9 protein-coding genes are annotated in these 15,704 nt (G+C 43.1%); all 9 read left to right on the forward strand.

Going from position 1 to position 15,704, the window contains the following annotated elements; genetic code table 11:
* Positions 1 to 53 precede the first annotated feature (53 nt).
* The 9 genes from ACP8HI_RS03800 (at position 54) to ACP8HI_RS03840 (ending at position 15,693) form a co-directional block, all read left to right on the forward strand.
* Positions 54 to 1,784, forward strand: a complete 1,731-nt coding sequence (locus ACP8HI_RS03800) for a hypothetical protein (protein ID WP_438351700.1) — start codon at positions 54 to 56, stop codon at positions 1,782 to 1,784.
* Positions 1,768 to 3,006: a DegT/DnrJ/EryC1/StrS family aminotransferase gene (locus ACP8HI_RS03805; protein WP_438349805.1), complete on the forward strand. Its 1,239-nt coding sequence runs from the start codon at positions 1,768 to 1,770 to the stop codon at positions 3,004 to 3,006. Before ACP8HI_RS03800 ends, ACP8HI_RS03805 begins: the two co-directional genes overlap by 17 nt.
* A gap of 23 nt (positions 3,007 to 3,029) precedes the next feature.
* Entirely contained in the window at positions 3,030 to 4,856 is a 1,827-nt protein-coding gene (locus ACP8HI_RS03810) for a hypothetical protein (RefSeq protein ID WP_438349806.1), read from the forward strand.
* A gap of 14 nt (positions 4,857 to 4,870) precedes the next feature.
* On the forward strand, positions 4,871 to 5,905 hold the full coding sequence (locus ACP8HI_RS03815; protein ID WP_438349807.1) for a dienelactone hydrolase family protein: 1,035 nt from the start codon (positions 4,871 to 4,873) through the stop codon (positions 5,903 to 5,905).
* A 38-nt stretch (positions 5,906 to 5,943) separates the two neighbouring features.
* Positions 5,944 to 7,377, forward strand: coding sequence for an extracellular solute-binding protein (locus ACP8HI_RS03820; protein ID WP_438349808.1), 1,434 nt, complete (start codon positions 5,944 to 5,946; stop codon positions 7,375 to 7,377).
* Between the two features lie 400 nt (positions 7,378 to 7,777).
* Complete coding sequence (locus tag ACP8HI_RS03825; protein ID WP_438349809.1) at positions 7,778 to 9,364, forward strand: hypothetical protein; 1,587 nt, start codon at positions 7,778 to 7,780, stop codon at positions 9,362 to 9,364.
* Complete coding sequence (locus ACP8HI_RS03830) at positions 9,361 to 13,251, forward strand: vWA domain-containing protein (RefSeq protein ID WP_438349810.1); 3,891 nt, start codon at positions 9,361 to 9,363, stop codon at positions 13,249 to 13,251. The genes ACP8HI_RS03825 and ACP8HI_RS03830 overlap by 4 nt, the downstream gene beginning before the upstream one ends.
* Before the next feature lie 26 nt (positions 13,252 to 13,277).
* Positions 13,278 to 14,027, forward strand: a complete 750-nt coding sequence (locus ACP8HI_RS03835; RefSeq protein ID WP_438349811.1) for a hypothetical protein — start codon at positions 13,278 to 13,280, stop codon at positions 14,025 to 14,027.
* 28 nt (positions 14,028 to 14,055) lie between these two features.
* Positions 14,056 to 15,693 carry a hypothetical protein gene (locus tag ACP8HI_RS03840; RefSeq protein ID WP_438349812.1) on the forward strand — a complete coding sequence of 546 codons (1,638 nt, stop codon included), beginning with the start codon at positions 14,056 to 14,058 and terminating at the stop codon, positions 15,691 to 15,693.
* The last annotated feature ends 11 nt before the right edge of the window (positions 15,694 to 15,704 follow it).

Consider the following 15,704-nt stretch of genomic DNA (forward strand, 5'->3'; position numbering starts at 1 on the left):
CTGTATTATGAAACTCAGCATATTCTCATCATCTAATGAAGGTTGTGAAAGTGATGAAGATGGCTCGAATTGGAGTCTGGCTAGATAGAGAAGCGATGGAATATAGACACCGATATGGTGTTAATGTATTCCAAAACTATATTCACGAGATCATGGACCATTCGGGTTTTACGTATACAACGCTTGATTATGCGGATCAGATCAACCGTGAATCGGTTGATGTTGTCATCATCGCATTAGCGAGTGAGAAGCAAGCAGACATGGATATATTATGGAGATTTATGATTCAAGGTGGAACTGTGATTTCTTTTGCTGGGCTTACGGCACTATCCTCTAAATTAGGTTATAAGTCAATGAGAGAAATTCCAGTAGGATATGCGGAGTTGAACGCTTCATGGTATAACGATGTGAAGCTTCGCGGATTCGATTGGCGTCCTTGGGAGAAAGCCAAGACGACAGATTCGGATATTGTAAGTACAAGATTGGGTTCACTCCATCAGGGAGGCCCGGATGGGGAGGTATATGGAGATGCCATGCAGAGCTTCCGTATTGGTGGAGGTCGGTTGGAACGTTGGGCATTGGATATTCCGACAACGATTGTTAGATTACAGCAAGGTAAAGCGCCGATTGTAACGGATGGCTTGCCGGCGCCAGATGGAACAGGTGCTGTGGATGAATGGATCCTGAAAGCAGATGATGATCTGCAACAGGATTGGGAATATGATCGGGTAACGACAGAGACTGGAATGAACTACTTTGCCTACCCGTACGCGGATTTATGGAAGGAAGCTTTTGCAGGACACTTATTAACTGTTACGACAGAACAAGGGCTTAAGTTACCGTTCATTGATTATTGGCCAGAAGGTATTGAACAGATTGCAATGATCTCTCATGATAGTGATCATAACATTGATGAATCAGCAGAAATCACATTACAAGTATTGAAAGAACAAGATGTACAGAGTACTTGGTGTATGATAGAACCGGGATATTCTCAGCACTTATATGATCAAATTAAGAATGATGGCCATGAGTTAGCCTTACATTATAACGCGTTGCCACTAGATAACGGATTCTGGGATCAAGATGAATTTAGCAGACAACATGAATGGTTTAAATCAGTAACTGGTTTGTCCCATGCCATCTCAAATAAAAATCACTACACCCGCTATGAGGGATGGGGAGAATTGTTTAATTGGTGTGAACAGCATCAGATTGCATCCGATCAAACAAGAGGACCTAGTAAGAAAGGGAATATTGGCTTCACATTTGGAACCTGCCATCCTTATCTCCCAATAGCCTGGTCTAATCAGTATAATCGGATTTACGATGTTGTAGAAATTGCCTTTCTAACGCAAGATCTCAATCATAATACTTTAGCTGACAGCAGTGTGATTCGTCCATTCCTAGAAGGTGTGAAGAAGGTGCGCGGTGTTGCCCATTTCTTGTTCCATCAGGTTCATATTTTGAATCAATTACCTGTGCGAGAAGCGATAACTGAGGTTATAGTAGAAGCGAAGAAGGAAGGATTTGTATTCTGGACGGGTAAGCAAATCAATGATTGGGTAAGAGCCAAGCGCCAGATTACAATTCATCGTATAGATGAAGACGGTCAAGTTGAATTTAACAATCCGAGTGATGTTAACAATGCTGTTGTTTGGGTACCGCTTCTTGTGGATGAACAGTTCGATTCTGTAGATGCACAATTAAAGTTTGGGGTCCGATGTACAAAACAAATATTGACTAACATAAATGAGGTGAACCCAGTTGTCACACACAAGTAAACTTGCTATTCATGGTGGGGAGAAAACGAAAACAACACCATTTGGGACTGGGAAGCGGTTTGGGCTGGAAGAAGCGAAGGAATTACTAGAAGCACTGGAGCAGAATACATTATTCTATCACTTTGGGAACAAAGTTAAGAAATTTCTAGCTGATTTTAACGAGATGTATAAAGTACCATACAGTGTGGCAACATCCTCGGGAACTGCTGCTATTCATGTCGCTTTAGGTGCAGCTGGAGTCACTGTAGGGGATGAGGTTATCACGAGCCCGATTACTGACCAAGGTACGGTCATTGGCATTCTGTATCAGAACGCGATCCCTGTCTTTGCGGATCTAGATCCGCACTCTTACAATATGGATCCCGCTTCAATTGAAGCACGTATTACTTCGAGAACAAAGGCAATACTCATTGTTCACTTGGCTGGTAATCCCTGTGATATGGACCCGATTATGGCGATTGCTAGGAAGTATAATATTAAAGTCATCGAGGATTGTGCACAAGCCTATCTAACGGAATATAAAGGAAGGTTAGTCGGAACGATCGGCGATTATGGTTGTTTCAGCACGAATGATTTCAAGCATATCTCAACAGGTGATGGTGGGATGGTGACGATTAATTCTGGTGAAGAAGAGGATTATCATCGGACACATGCTTTTGCAGATAAAAATTATAAGCGGATTGGTGCAAGTGTGGATCGCACCCCGAGTAGTCTAGCGCCGAATTATCGGATGACTGAGTTGCAAGGTGCCGTAGGTATTGCTCAATTGAAAAAGCTAGATTGGCTGTGTGGGAGAAGGACAGAACTGGGAAATAAGCTAAACGACGGGCTGAAGGATCTTCCGCAGCTAACGACGATGAAGATACAGCCGGATAACCGTTGTACCTACTGGTTCTATATGTTCCGATTGGTTGACGGTCAGTTGAACTGTACGCGGGTTGAATTCGGTGCGGCACTTGCTGCGGAGGGAATAGACAATCGTTTAGGTTACATTCCTTCTGTTGTTTATATGCAGCCGATGTTTCAGAATAAGCATGCTTATCTAGATAGCCATTACCCATTTAACTTGACGGGTATAAACTATCAGTTAGGCGATTGTCCGGTCTCGGAAGAGATTCTGCGAACCGCCATTCAAGTTCCAATCAATGAATTTTATACAGATCAGGATATCGAGGAAACAATTGAAGCGATTCGTAAAATCACTTTATATTATTCTAAATAGTGTTGTGGGAGGAGAATTCGTAGGTGAGCTTCACTGAACGAGGTATACCGGTAGATGCTGTGGAATCTAGAACGGCGACAATTTGTATGAATGCATCTAACGAGAGTCGAGTCGTGATTGCGGCAAGGGGATTCCTCTTGATAGTTGATGTAGAGACAGAACACTGTACGCAACTATCTTTCCCTAATGGTCATTTCGAGTATCCATATGATTGCTTCAGTAGTGGTAATGGGATGTTCTATATGGGAGTGGGGAACATGTTCTATGTAGTTGATCCGTTCCACCTCACCTATGTGGATGCTATTCAGATTAGCAATCGTGATGAACTTTGCGGATTCAGTTATGCGGAGAACAATGAGGGACATATCTATGTGGCCTCATACCCAGATAGCCATCTATATCGCTATCGTCCTGTTGAACGAGATTTAGTCGACTACGGAAGTATGGATTCCGAGCAGAAGTATCCTTCTCATATGGCTGTGGACGCCTATGGTTGGGTCTATCTCGGACTAGGTACGACTAAGAAGAATATTGTTGCCTTTGATCCACATAGTGGAGAGCGTCGGACCTTGCTTAAGGAAGAGTTGAGAACCATCGGTCTGGGACAGGTTAGACAGGCTATAGATAATCAGGCATATGCGCTTATAGGAGAGCAATGGGTACGAGTGGAACAGGGAATAGTTATCGAGCGGATGCTAGATAACCAGATCCCTGATTCATTTTACACAGGAACTAGCTTTGATAAATTTCATCGTCAGCTTCAAGGTGAGTGGAAGCTACTTAGTCACAGTTTATCGAATCATGAGCTCGCTCTGAAACATACCGAGACAGCGATAGTAAAGGTGATTCAATTGGCGTATAAGTCTACCGGAGCTATGCTGTCTACATTTGTGACAGGACCGGATAAGTGTATATATGGGACATCGATGCATCCCTTGCACTTCTATAGTTATGATCAACAGCAACTTACGAATTGGGGACCTCAAGTTATTCAACACGGATTCGGTGGGAATATTGCGGCTTATGCTGTACAAGGGAATGTGCTAGTTGGAGCGTCCTATCCCGAAGGTCGACTTCATCTATATGATGTAACTAGACCGATTCAGTTGGATGAGACAGTGGAGCAGATGTCATTACTATCGGCTGGCCAGACGCATGTGCGTAATCCGGTCTGTGTGACCTCTCATATCGAGATTCATCGACCGAGATGTGCGGTCGCGCTGCGTGATCATGAACATGTCGTGTATGGTGGGTTTCCCGGTTATGGCATGGTTGGAGGCGGTCTATGTGTCTATCATCTGTCATCGGGAGCCGAATGGCTCATTCCACACACAGAGATCATCGCGGAGCAAAGTACAGTATCGCTTGCCGAGACTGCGGAGGGAATTCTAATCGGCGGTACTAGTATAGAGACACCTGGGGGAGCTGAGCCAAAGGCGCACTCTGCCTATCTCTATACACTGGATTTGACATGCAGAACCGTAACGAAGCGCTTGATGATTCACGAGGGTATTCGAGAATATTCCTTGCTACTGATAGATCCGAATGGATGGATTCACTCGATAACTTCCTGTTCCAAGTATGTAGTGTGGGATCCGCACCGTGAAGTTCTCGTACGTGAAGTAGATTTGTCAGCTTGGGGGAAGGTCGTAAGAGAAGGTTGGGAGCTATGTGAGGAGGATCAGTGTATCTATGGTGTAATGGGAAATGCGGTTTTTCGAATTACTCTGAGCAGCCTGCAACCAGAATGTATTGCGGTTCCCCACGAAGAAATTACTGCGGGCTTCGCTAAGCTGAACAATGAACTTTATTTCGGTATCTCTACGCATTTGTGGAGCTATTCGATATAGAAGAGGTGACAAGGGTGAGCTATCGATTATCAGAGTTATCTGTGGAGCAATTTCCCCATCTATTAGATGGAGTTATGAATATAAGTGATTGGGAAGAGAAAAGAGAACGAATTATGCGTACATGGAAGCATTGGATTGGGTGGATGCCTGAGGCTGTCCCGTCTGTCTATACTATTCACTCCGAGCAGCAACAGTCAGATCATGTACGTGTGCATCTTTCTTATGAAACTGGCTTTGGGGATCGTGTATATGCGTACTTACTTATACCCGGTAAGGAGAAGCATCCACAAGATAAGCTATATCCGGCGATGCTGGCGCTTCACCCGACGGACGCTAAAGGTAAGGCAGATATTGCGACGAGTGAAGGGCGGGAGAATCGGAGATATGCATTAGATCTTGTTGCTCGTGGTTATGTCGTTCTGGCACCAGATACAATTACGGCTGGTGAGCGGATTTATGAAGGGGCAGAGGCTTTCCAAACGGCTCCTTTCTATACCGAATTCCCTAATTCGACCGCTGTTGGTAAGATGATTCACGATCATCAGCAAGGAATTGAACTTTTATTGACGCTTGGGTTTGTGGATTCAAAGCGTATTGGTGCAATCGGACACTCACTTGGTGCGTACAATGCTTACTTCTTAGCAGCTCTTGATACAAGGGTTAAAATTGTTGTTTCAAGTTGTGGTCTATGTCCTTTTACTCAAGACCCTACACCTAACAGGTGGGGACAGCGTGATTGGTTTTCGCATATTCCGCAGCTTACGGCTGCCATACATGAAGACACTGTTCCATTCGAGTTTCACGAGATTATGTCGCTCGTGGCTCCGAGGCCATTATTCAACTGGTATACTCAGAACGATTCCATCTTTCCTAATTGGCAAGCGGCGGCGCTCGCTTCGAAGGATGTTGATGCTCTATATCGATTGCTAGGATATCAGGACTGTTATGTCTCTTTGCTGGGTAATGATGGACATGACTTTCCAAGTTCAATTCGTACACTAAGTTATCAATATATAGATCGTTGGTTTATGAGTATAGATAGATTATAATAGAGAAAATAGTTGCATCAAATAGGAGCGGGTTGATTGTGCTAAGTAGAAGAAATGATTTCATGATTCGTTATGAGACTTTGAGAGACGATCTCCGTGGTGAAATATTAAGTGGTAATATTAGACCTAACGAATATATACTTCCTGAAAATACACTAAGTCAGAAATACAATCTTAGCCGTGTATCGGTTCGCAAGGTACTAGCGGGGCTTGTAGAAGAGGGGCTCATTGAGAAGATCACTGGTAAGGGGAATAAAGTTGTTGTTCCCGAGGACGGATTCGCGATCAGAGAAAAGATTAAGCTAGCCTGGTTCTCGACCTCTTATGAACTAGATATCGTGAATGAGATTATTGATAAATATAAGGAATCACAGCCGTTCGCTGAGGTCGAACTCACTATTATTCCTGAATCAAGCTATATGGAGACTATCGTTGGACTGATTGAGAGTGATGACGGTCCTGATGTATTCATGGTTTCAGACAGTCAATTTCGACATTTGCTAGATATCGAGAAAGCTCATCTGTTGCATCCCTACCTTTCAAGTCGTATGGATCCTCAGACAGATAGCTATCCCAAGCTGTATGAATTATTCGAATATGCTGGTCAGCAGATGATTACGCCGTTTCTGTTCTCGCCTGTCGTGATTTGTTATAATGAAGGATTGTTCAAGCAGGCTGGCATACAGGAACGAGACCCGATTCGTGACTGGCAAGCCTTGATTGATACTGCCAAGTCCTGCACCATGGACATGGATGGCGATGACCGTATCGATCATTACGGTTTCTGCTTCTCGTCTTCATCTCATAGATGGCCTGTATTTATGCTTCAGAATGAAGGAACACTTATTTCCGATAATAATGAATGTAATATAGATAATGTGAATACAATCGAGGCACTGCAATTTTGTCTGGATTTAATGTATAAGGAACAGGTCTCACCGATTTATTCACATGGCAGTGAATTTATGGCGGAATCATTGTTTGTTAAGGAACGTGTAGCCATGATCCTCAGTACGTATTATTTCATGAATGAATTTAGAGGAAGCACGATGCAATGGAATGTCTGTTCAGTACCTGAACAGCGGTCGAAGGGTACCTTGCTACTAGGAGGCGGGCTCGGAATCAATAAGAACAGTCGTCGTCTTAAGCTGACAGAGAGCTTCGTAGATTATATGGTGGGGACTGAAGCGCAAACGTTGATTAAGAAACGGGGCTGTACGATTCCTGCATTAAAGCGGGTGGCTGAAGATGATTCATTGCTTAATCCTGAAATTCATCCGAAAAACTATAATGTGTTCAAGGAAATCATGCCATATGCTAGGACACTATTCGACTTGAAGATGACCAAGAGTGAATTTGATCTGATGCGTGATGAGATGCAATTAATGTGGATGAACATTGAGCGTCCACAGGAGGCTTGCGAGCGAATTGTACAAATCATCAATGATGAGCGTGCGATCTTGATTAATTAGTCAGTACTTAGTGATCCAAATAAAATTGTGAGTGAAATCTTTTCTAACATGGTTACAATTGCTGTATCTCGAACGCAACACATACAACGGAGGTTCGAGTCCTCTTGATCGCATCATTATGGAATTAAACCGGAGAAGCCTTGATTTATAAGGCTTCTTTTCTTTTTTATCGTAATTAATCGTAGAGATTGGTATGTTCCTTACAAGAAGAAGATTAAGCGAACATGTAGAGGGTCTGATGTCGAGGTGCCTTCATGGATTGAGTGAATGTTGGTATTTGAACTAAATAAAGATATTGTCTGATTTTGTCTATTAGTATATACTCGCTTGTAATGTGGGTTGTTGGATGATAATAAAAAAGTTTGCTGTCCGCAACAAAAATAGGAGCTGAAAGCTGGGTATGAAGTGTAAATCATGTGGTGCTTCTGTGACAAGGAATTTTTGTGCAAAGTGTGGGACTCGGACGGGTATAACATCTTTTGACGATGTAACTACTATTCCAGAAGAAGAGTTGAGTGCTGTTGATGAATGTGACCAAATAGCTGTATTGGAGACGGAGAACGGTACAGATACAGATACAGAATCTATTATGGAAGTAAAGAACGAAGCAACAAACGAAGTAACAAATGAAGCAACAAACGAAACAGCAAACGAAACAAAGCATACATATGGTAAACAATCTGTATCGAAAAGGATTGTGATTAGTCTAAGTGCAGCAGCGACGGGAACGGTTGCTCTAGTTGTCGCCATCTCTATATTATTTGGTTGGTTAGTTAGAAAGGGAACATTTTTCACGGATTTCATCTATCATCTATTGAAGCAGGTAGTAAGTCTCTCACCTGAGCAGGCTGCCTATTTTTCAGAGCGGATGAGTCATGACTTTTGGTTACAGATGGTACTGATGCATGGAGGTTATATACGAGGAGAATATCTGGGGGCGAGCGTGGGTGCTGAAGAGGGGTTATTTTCATTTAACATAAACATACCTCTCCTTGTATCATTGCTCTTCACAGCTTCTCTGATCTATCTTGTCATGTTCCTGCTTCGGCCTATCTTTCGTAAATATACAGGGAGAGCGATTTCGCGGTTGCTCTGGCTAATCTACTTCAGTGGGGTATACAGTATACTTATTTCTCTTTTGCTTTTAATATTTCGAACTAAAAGTACCTATTTTATGGGGGAATCTGAGTATTCCCTAACGGTGTCAGCGTCTGTTGTGCCTATCTTAATAACTTCATTTATTCTAGCTCTGCTAGCCGGTGGAGCTGGACTAGGCGGTTGGAAATGGAATGCTCGTCCTGAGTGGATGACGCTAGCGGGAAGTCTTCGTACTTTTACATTAACGGTTATGGGCTTTCATGTTCTTATCGGCGGATTAATGATCGGAAGCTGGTCTTTGTCGACACCGAACAAGTTGTCTAGTACAGAGGTGCTTACAATGGGCAATGTTTGGAAAGTGTATCAAAACGACCCGGCTGTATACGCTATACTGCCCAATGTTCTTTTGCAAGAGCAGATTTATGCATTGGGAGGTGCTTGGGAAGTGAGTGGACCGCTCACAGCAGCTATGTTGGACATCCGTGAACCACTTAAGATGAGTATGCTGACAGGCAGTCAATCCCTTCAAGAAACAGCGATCACTAAAGATGATAATGGTGTGTCAGAATGGTTGTCTACACTAGAGAGTGATATTCGGGTTAAATGGTATCATGGAGCGTTTCTCATCACTTATCTCTATGCATTGAGTCGAATTCGGTTGAAGAATTGGTGGACATGGGGAGTTGCTGTAATCTCAGTCGTACTATCAACAACCTTGCTTGCTATATTTTTAAATGTGGAATATAAGCTTACCTCCTACTCGAGGGGGATCATCGGGTTTTCCTTCTTACAGGTATTACTCGCGCTTACCATCACAACAGTGTTCTTGTTAGCTCTATCATTTGGATTTCAACGCTTGATTCTGCGAAGAAAGGAGGTAGCTAAATGATTGCGAGTAACATCTATATAATAGGACTTCTCATCACTTTGGTTGTTGGAGCCATTTGCATGGTAATGATTGTAGTTTCCTTGAAGTGGTATAAGCCGGGGAGGTCAGTATCGGGTATTCTATCCGTTGTTACTGTTGGTGTAATCATTACGGGATTCGCAACTGTCGATATGTTTAGAGACATGGGTAGAGAAGAATTGGTCAATCCTAAGGAACCCTTTGCGTTGTACAAGCAATTGTACTGGCAGGATAATGATCACCCAGAATATGCTCTGTCTGCAGCGAAGAAACTATGGGAAGCGCAGCCAAGTAACGATATCAAGCTTGCCCTCGGGCTTGCTTATTTAGGTGCAGATCAAAAAGAAAGAGGACTTCCGATCCTACAGGAACTTGCTAGTGTCTCGATTAGTGAGACACTGATGCCAAAGTCGGAAATTGACCAGCTTCTAAATCAGGTAAACGTTGTGGCTGACGGTCAGGAGCTAACAACCTTGGTTAAGGAGAGCGTTACATCGATTCTTGATCGACTGAAGCGTTCTGTTAATGATTCCGTAGAAAAGGAAATGATTATACTGGCGGAGCTTGACCCAGATCGGCTTAACTACCTCTATAAGGTGAGTGATGGTGTTACTCTCGACAGGGAGAACAAAATTGCCATTGTGAATCAAATGTACCTTGATGTTATGGCAGATCCTCCTGCGGATCCATTGTATCGAGTTGAGATGGCAAAGACAGCCATTTATATGGGGGACGAGAAACAAGCGAGAGACCTGCTGACGGATTTAGTTCGAGATTATCCCAGTGCAGTTGAACCATCTTTACTCCTTGGATCTTTGTTGCTGAATTCACAGCATCCTATCCCGAATGTGGAACTAAAGCTACTTCCGCATTACTCGCAGGCGAAGCTGAGAGCTGATCGGGAATGGAAACGATTATTCAATGAATGGTCTAGTGAAGTGAAGGTAGGAGATGAGCAACAAGCCAATATTCAGTCCAACCAGGAGCTGGCACAGCATGTTGCATATGTGATACTCGATTCTTTACCTGTGCAGAGTCAGCAAAAGGATTATCTACTATCGATGTATTATTATCAGAACCATCAGGCTGATAAATCTGCTGATTTGATCCATAGCATTGCAGATGATAGTAGTCAGCTAACGCTTCAACAGCAATATTACATACAGTCACTTCAAATACTGCCAGAGCCTAATGAGATGACACTCACAGAGTTACAGGAGAGAAATGCGCTAACGGCAGACGTGTATCGGAGTTTCAGAACCTTGGGAGGAAACCGACTGAAGGAAGTGGTACCTACAGACCAAGAACGAAGCTTTGCTGTTCACCTCAGCAATGAATTGATTCACCTGAATAAGTCTCGAATTCGCATATCCTCTATTCATGCATCTGAAGATGGAAGCGTTGAACTGTATGTGAATGCCGATAATCTAGATCAATTAACGCCTTCGAGTATGAAGATTCAGGATAATGAACACATCGTAAAGGATTTCAAGGTTGAGAAAATTGGAGACTCGGTTCATTACAAGCGCAACATCGTCATGATTATTGATCAGAGTGGTTCGATGGAAGGAGATCCTCTCTCCTCCTCTATCATTGCTATTCAAAACTTTGTTGCAGGATTAAGTGGGAAAGAAGAGGTCGGTGTTGTTGCGTTTAGTGATGGTAGCTCGGTCCTTAGCCCAATTACATCTAACCACACAGCTGTATCAGCAGCGGTGGGAAGTATGCAAGCGGGAGGGGGAACGAATATTGCGGGTGCCTTTGGAACAGGGATCGAACTCATTGCTGGGATAGGAGGAGAACGATTGCTCTTTATGGTATCCGATGGAGAGGACAGTAACTTTTCTCAGGCGGGGACACGTGCAGAAATAATTAACCGTGCGAATGCGGCAGGAATTACGATATTTGCGGTGGGATTCAATACGGGGTATGAGACACTGAGGGATGTAGCGGAAGCAACGGGTGGTAAATACGTATCTGCATCGGGTTTGGTAGATCTCATGAGCAACTTTGCAGAGATCAGTAAGACTCTGGAAAGCTCCTACAAGGTATCTTATATACTTGATCCAATGAAGAAAGGCCATCATCGAGTAACATTGCGAGGGCCTAAGAATACGGATGCTACCAAAACCTATAATATTGGTGGGAATGAACTGGATACGGATGCTGCTACTGAGGCAGATGATACTATAAGAATTGAGGATTCTTCCACGGATGATATGAATTTTGCTATTACAAGTACGCTTCCCAACCGTATAACAGCCTCTCGTCTGGGTACAACGGAAGTTCAAATACTTGGCGAAGGCCTGGATCAAGTCAGTAAAGTAAATTTTGATAAAAAAGATATTGTATTTAAACGCGTTAGCGACAGTAGATTGGATATTCGTGTTAGTAATAATCTATCTATTGGAGCCCATCCGATAAAGCTGATAGGAAAAGACCAACGAGAGCTCACGTATCAACTTTCTGTTGCGATCTCCGGAGAGCAGGATTTTCGCGTGTTCGGCGATTCCCGGGTCTATGGTGATTTCATTGAGGATAGAGACAATCAGTCAATCATCGTTGGGAATACTTCCGTTGATTATTTCCTCTATGATACGAGAGGACAGATGCTATTGGATAATCGTACTGTCCTATCCTTTAGTGGTCTTCAAGTTGATGTGGATAGAACGAAAATTGGATTGTTGCCTGCTCTAGGCACCGATGCTGGAAATCTGACAGAGCGATTCTTCCCTGATGATGTAAAGATGACGGTAGGAAGCAACGGCAAGACATTTACGATTACTCGAAGCAATTCTGTTCGTGATGTGCTGGATAAAGGAACATTCGCTAAATTTGGGCTGGAAGTGTATCTTAATCCGAAAATCACTTATGAAGCAAAATATGGTGGGACTAAAGGCGGGACGCTGAAATCAAAAATGAGCATCAAAGGATTCGGCAATGTTCAGGGACTGCATATGAAGCTAACTAAAAAGCTAGTGGAAACCTTTAAATTTCTCCCGACAGATGCTTTGTTGGAAGTTGGCTACAGCCCAGAGACGATTGCTGTGAAAGGTGAGGCAGCGATTAAGGTCGATCTAAAGAAATTAGTAAACATTAGTTCTGTTAAAGCATCGGTTGGTTATGTACATGGTCTAGCCAAGCTGGATCTTGGTGTTGATATTGGCGGCTCTGCTGATCAGGGGAAAATCAAGTTATTATCATTTGATTTAAGTGATTTAAAGCTATCGAAAATTGGGGTCAAGCTTGGATGGCAGGCAAGCCTTGTTCCGAAAGCGGGAGAGGTAAGTATCAATAGAAGTAAGGGAATAGCTTTGGGGCAATCAGGATTGGCTGTTCGTGGATTCAAGATAGGTATGGACTTCAGAAATGGCTTTGGCGGTGCATTGGGGACTGAGATCAGCACCATTGCCGACGGTCCGACACAGGAAGTGATCAAATGGGTGAACAAAATTCCACTTGTCAACTTGCCCGAATCTGCTTGTCTTCTTTGTGTGGAGGGCGAGGCTGGTGCATTAAACCTAGGTACAGATAGCTGGTCCATTAACGGTTTGCTGAAGCAAAAGGTCATCGGTTTTGAGATGGGTAACTCGACTCTCTATTTTGATAAGAATGAGATTAATTCATCTGTTAAAATAGAGCCTCTTAAGCTGAACGGAACAAGCAGACTTCTGTGGCGAGATATCAACTATAAAGGAGATACAACATTAAATGTCAATGGAACCATTGATATTATGGGTCTTGATGGAAAGTTTATAACCTTCGTGAACATGGTTCGCTTTGAGAATTCGTATTTGGATGTGAAGGCAGAAGCGTGGACGTTCTCACCTCATATTCAATTGGGAGCAGATCCAGTAGTGTACCGATAACTGATCGATTAAGGAGGAATGGATGAGTGAAGCGAATTTATACATGTAGTGATGCTGAATGGGAATTCGCAAGGTATCACTCTGAAGTGAACGGCGTGGACGGTGGTAATAAGGGCATGGGTTGCATGTCAATCTTTGCGTTTCCTATCATTTCAATAGGATGCTATGGCCAATACTACTTACTTCGAGACCTCTTGCCTGAATCAATGGAAGGACCCAGCAGCTGGTTGAAGAATGCGGCTATCGTTCTAGGTTTCATTGGAGTTGTAGCATTCTGGCTACGCTCGATTCATAGACCTGTTGGAGATACTGGTGTGGATGCTAGTAGTAGGACGGTTACGTATCTGTTGACAGACAAAGAAGGTATTTACATCAATGCGGTTAAGAACCTACACCCAAAGGTTCTTGCCTACTGGAAATGGTCAAGTGTCGGTGAGGTTACCATTGATTTTACCCGTGATCCACGCACGTTCTCCGCAAATGAAGACGTATATTATTCCGAGAAAAATAAGTTACAGACTTTCCGCGAGATTCATGACCGTTGTCCGGATTTTCGGGAAGAGGTGCGAGAAACATATACGGACCGATTTATGCTTACACTTGGCACAAAGGATAAACTCCTTAATCGATCAGCACAAATACAAATTCCACGAAGCTGGCTATTTGATGGGCAATTCATAGCGCTACTGGGAGAAATAAAGAGGAATACACAAATAACTTTACGATACTTTAACGTTGAAGCGGCTAACGCATTCCTTCAATGGAAGGACAAGTAGCTTACTCAATACCTGGAGGAATGAAGAAGTGAGGAAAATGATTCTCAGCTTGATGATTCTAATCAGCGTATACGTAATCGCTGTTGGACAGGCTGATGCAGCAACTCTAGTGAAAAATGTAGAGTTTGAAGAAAAACAATACAATGTACAGTTGATTGTAACCCCAGCGGATGGCGATAATTTTGAGGTGGAGTTGGAGCTACCAGACGGTACCAAGTATCAGCCAAATCTTTTCAATGGTAAGAAAGTGCTTTATTTACGTACGGATAATGATAGGCGTTGGCTCATAAATGAGGCGCCTGCTGGGAAATATAAGCTCCACATTGACGGAAAAGCAGCGGATTATACGATCAGCATCAAGAAAGAGAAGCGACTACCTGTAACGCAATGGGTATCACCAACGAATACGACTGTGGTAGTGGGGGACGAGACGATAGAGTTGGTATGGAGTACGGCAGGAGACGCCGATGAATCGGATGAGATGCATATGTATTTATTGCCCGAAGGCAGCTCTCAAAGAATGCATGTTGGGTATACTTCTTTGAATTCTAATGGCTATCAACTAGGGCTACCGACATCAATCGCTGATGGAAGTTATACTCTACTGCTCAAGGCAGATAACAAAACACCTGACGGACAAGAGATAGACCCAAAGGTAATCATACAGGTTAATCGGGGAATTTCGTATGATGCTCTTCAGTTGCTTCACACGGAGTCGCTAGGAGATTCAGTTAATTTATTCGTTGAAATACCTAACAGCTTACGATGGGAGTCAGCATTTATTGAATTATCATCAGCGGATGGCCAGTCACTAAAGATTGATGCAGAAAAAGACGAATGGGCGGAATTATCTGAAGAAGATGTGAAAATTCTGTACGAAGAGACTGGCAAGAGGCAGCCGGAACCATTGACGGTCTTAGAGGAATCTCAAATCTATCGAATAAACCTTGGACTTAAAGACGAAGGTGTCTACAGTGGAACACTTCAGTTAGCTTTTGCTAATGAAACGATGACTAAGGTTGTTCCCATTCCTGACTTTGAGATGAAGCATCGTGATTGGAGCCTTGACAGTGTTAAATGGGTATATGATGAAGAGAAGATCAATGTCCAACAGATTCAAGTAGAACTGTTACTTCAAACAGATACTCATGTACAAGTAGTTGATGGAGCATTGGGAATTCTCTACGATGGTCGTGTAGTTAAAGGATTAGCGGACAAGGGGGTCATCATTAGTTTCCCAATTGCGGAAGGAGATCATATTATAGAGCTAATCATGGAGGATGATGGTGGTGCGTTGCAGTCATACTCGCGACGATATCTGATCGATTATACGCCACCAATGTTGTCTATGATCCAGCCTCAAGCGAGCCATAAGAAGCTAGAGAGTAGCTATGCCAGCGGCTTCACAGACCTGGATGCTACAATATTGTATGAGGGGCGTTCCTATACCCCTGACAGCAATGGTTATTTTCGGATCGATGGGGTGAACAAATCACTTAAGATCGATGTTCGGGACAGCCACGGGAATGTAAACCATTACGAGTGGCAAGCAGAGAATGTTAATAACCTGATGTTTTGGATTATCATTATCTTCATTAATATGATACTTATCGCAACAGCGGCATTTATCATTTGGAGATTTAGACGACAGGCAAAAAAGGAATGATCTGTTGTCGG

This window comes from Paenibacillus sp. FA6, assembly GCF_051550225.1.
Taxonomy (GTDB): Bacteria; Bacillota; Bacilli; order Paenibacillales; family Paenibacillaceae; genus Paenibacillus_AQ.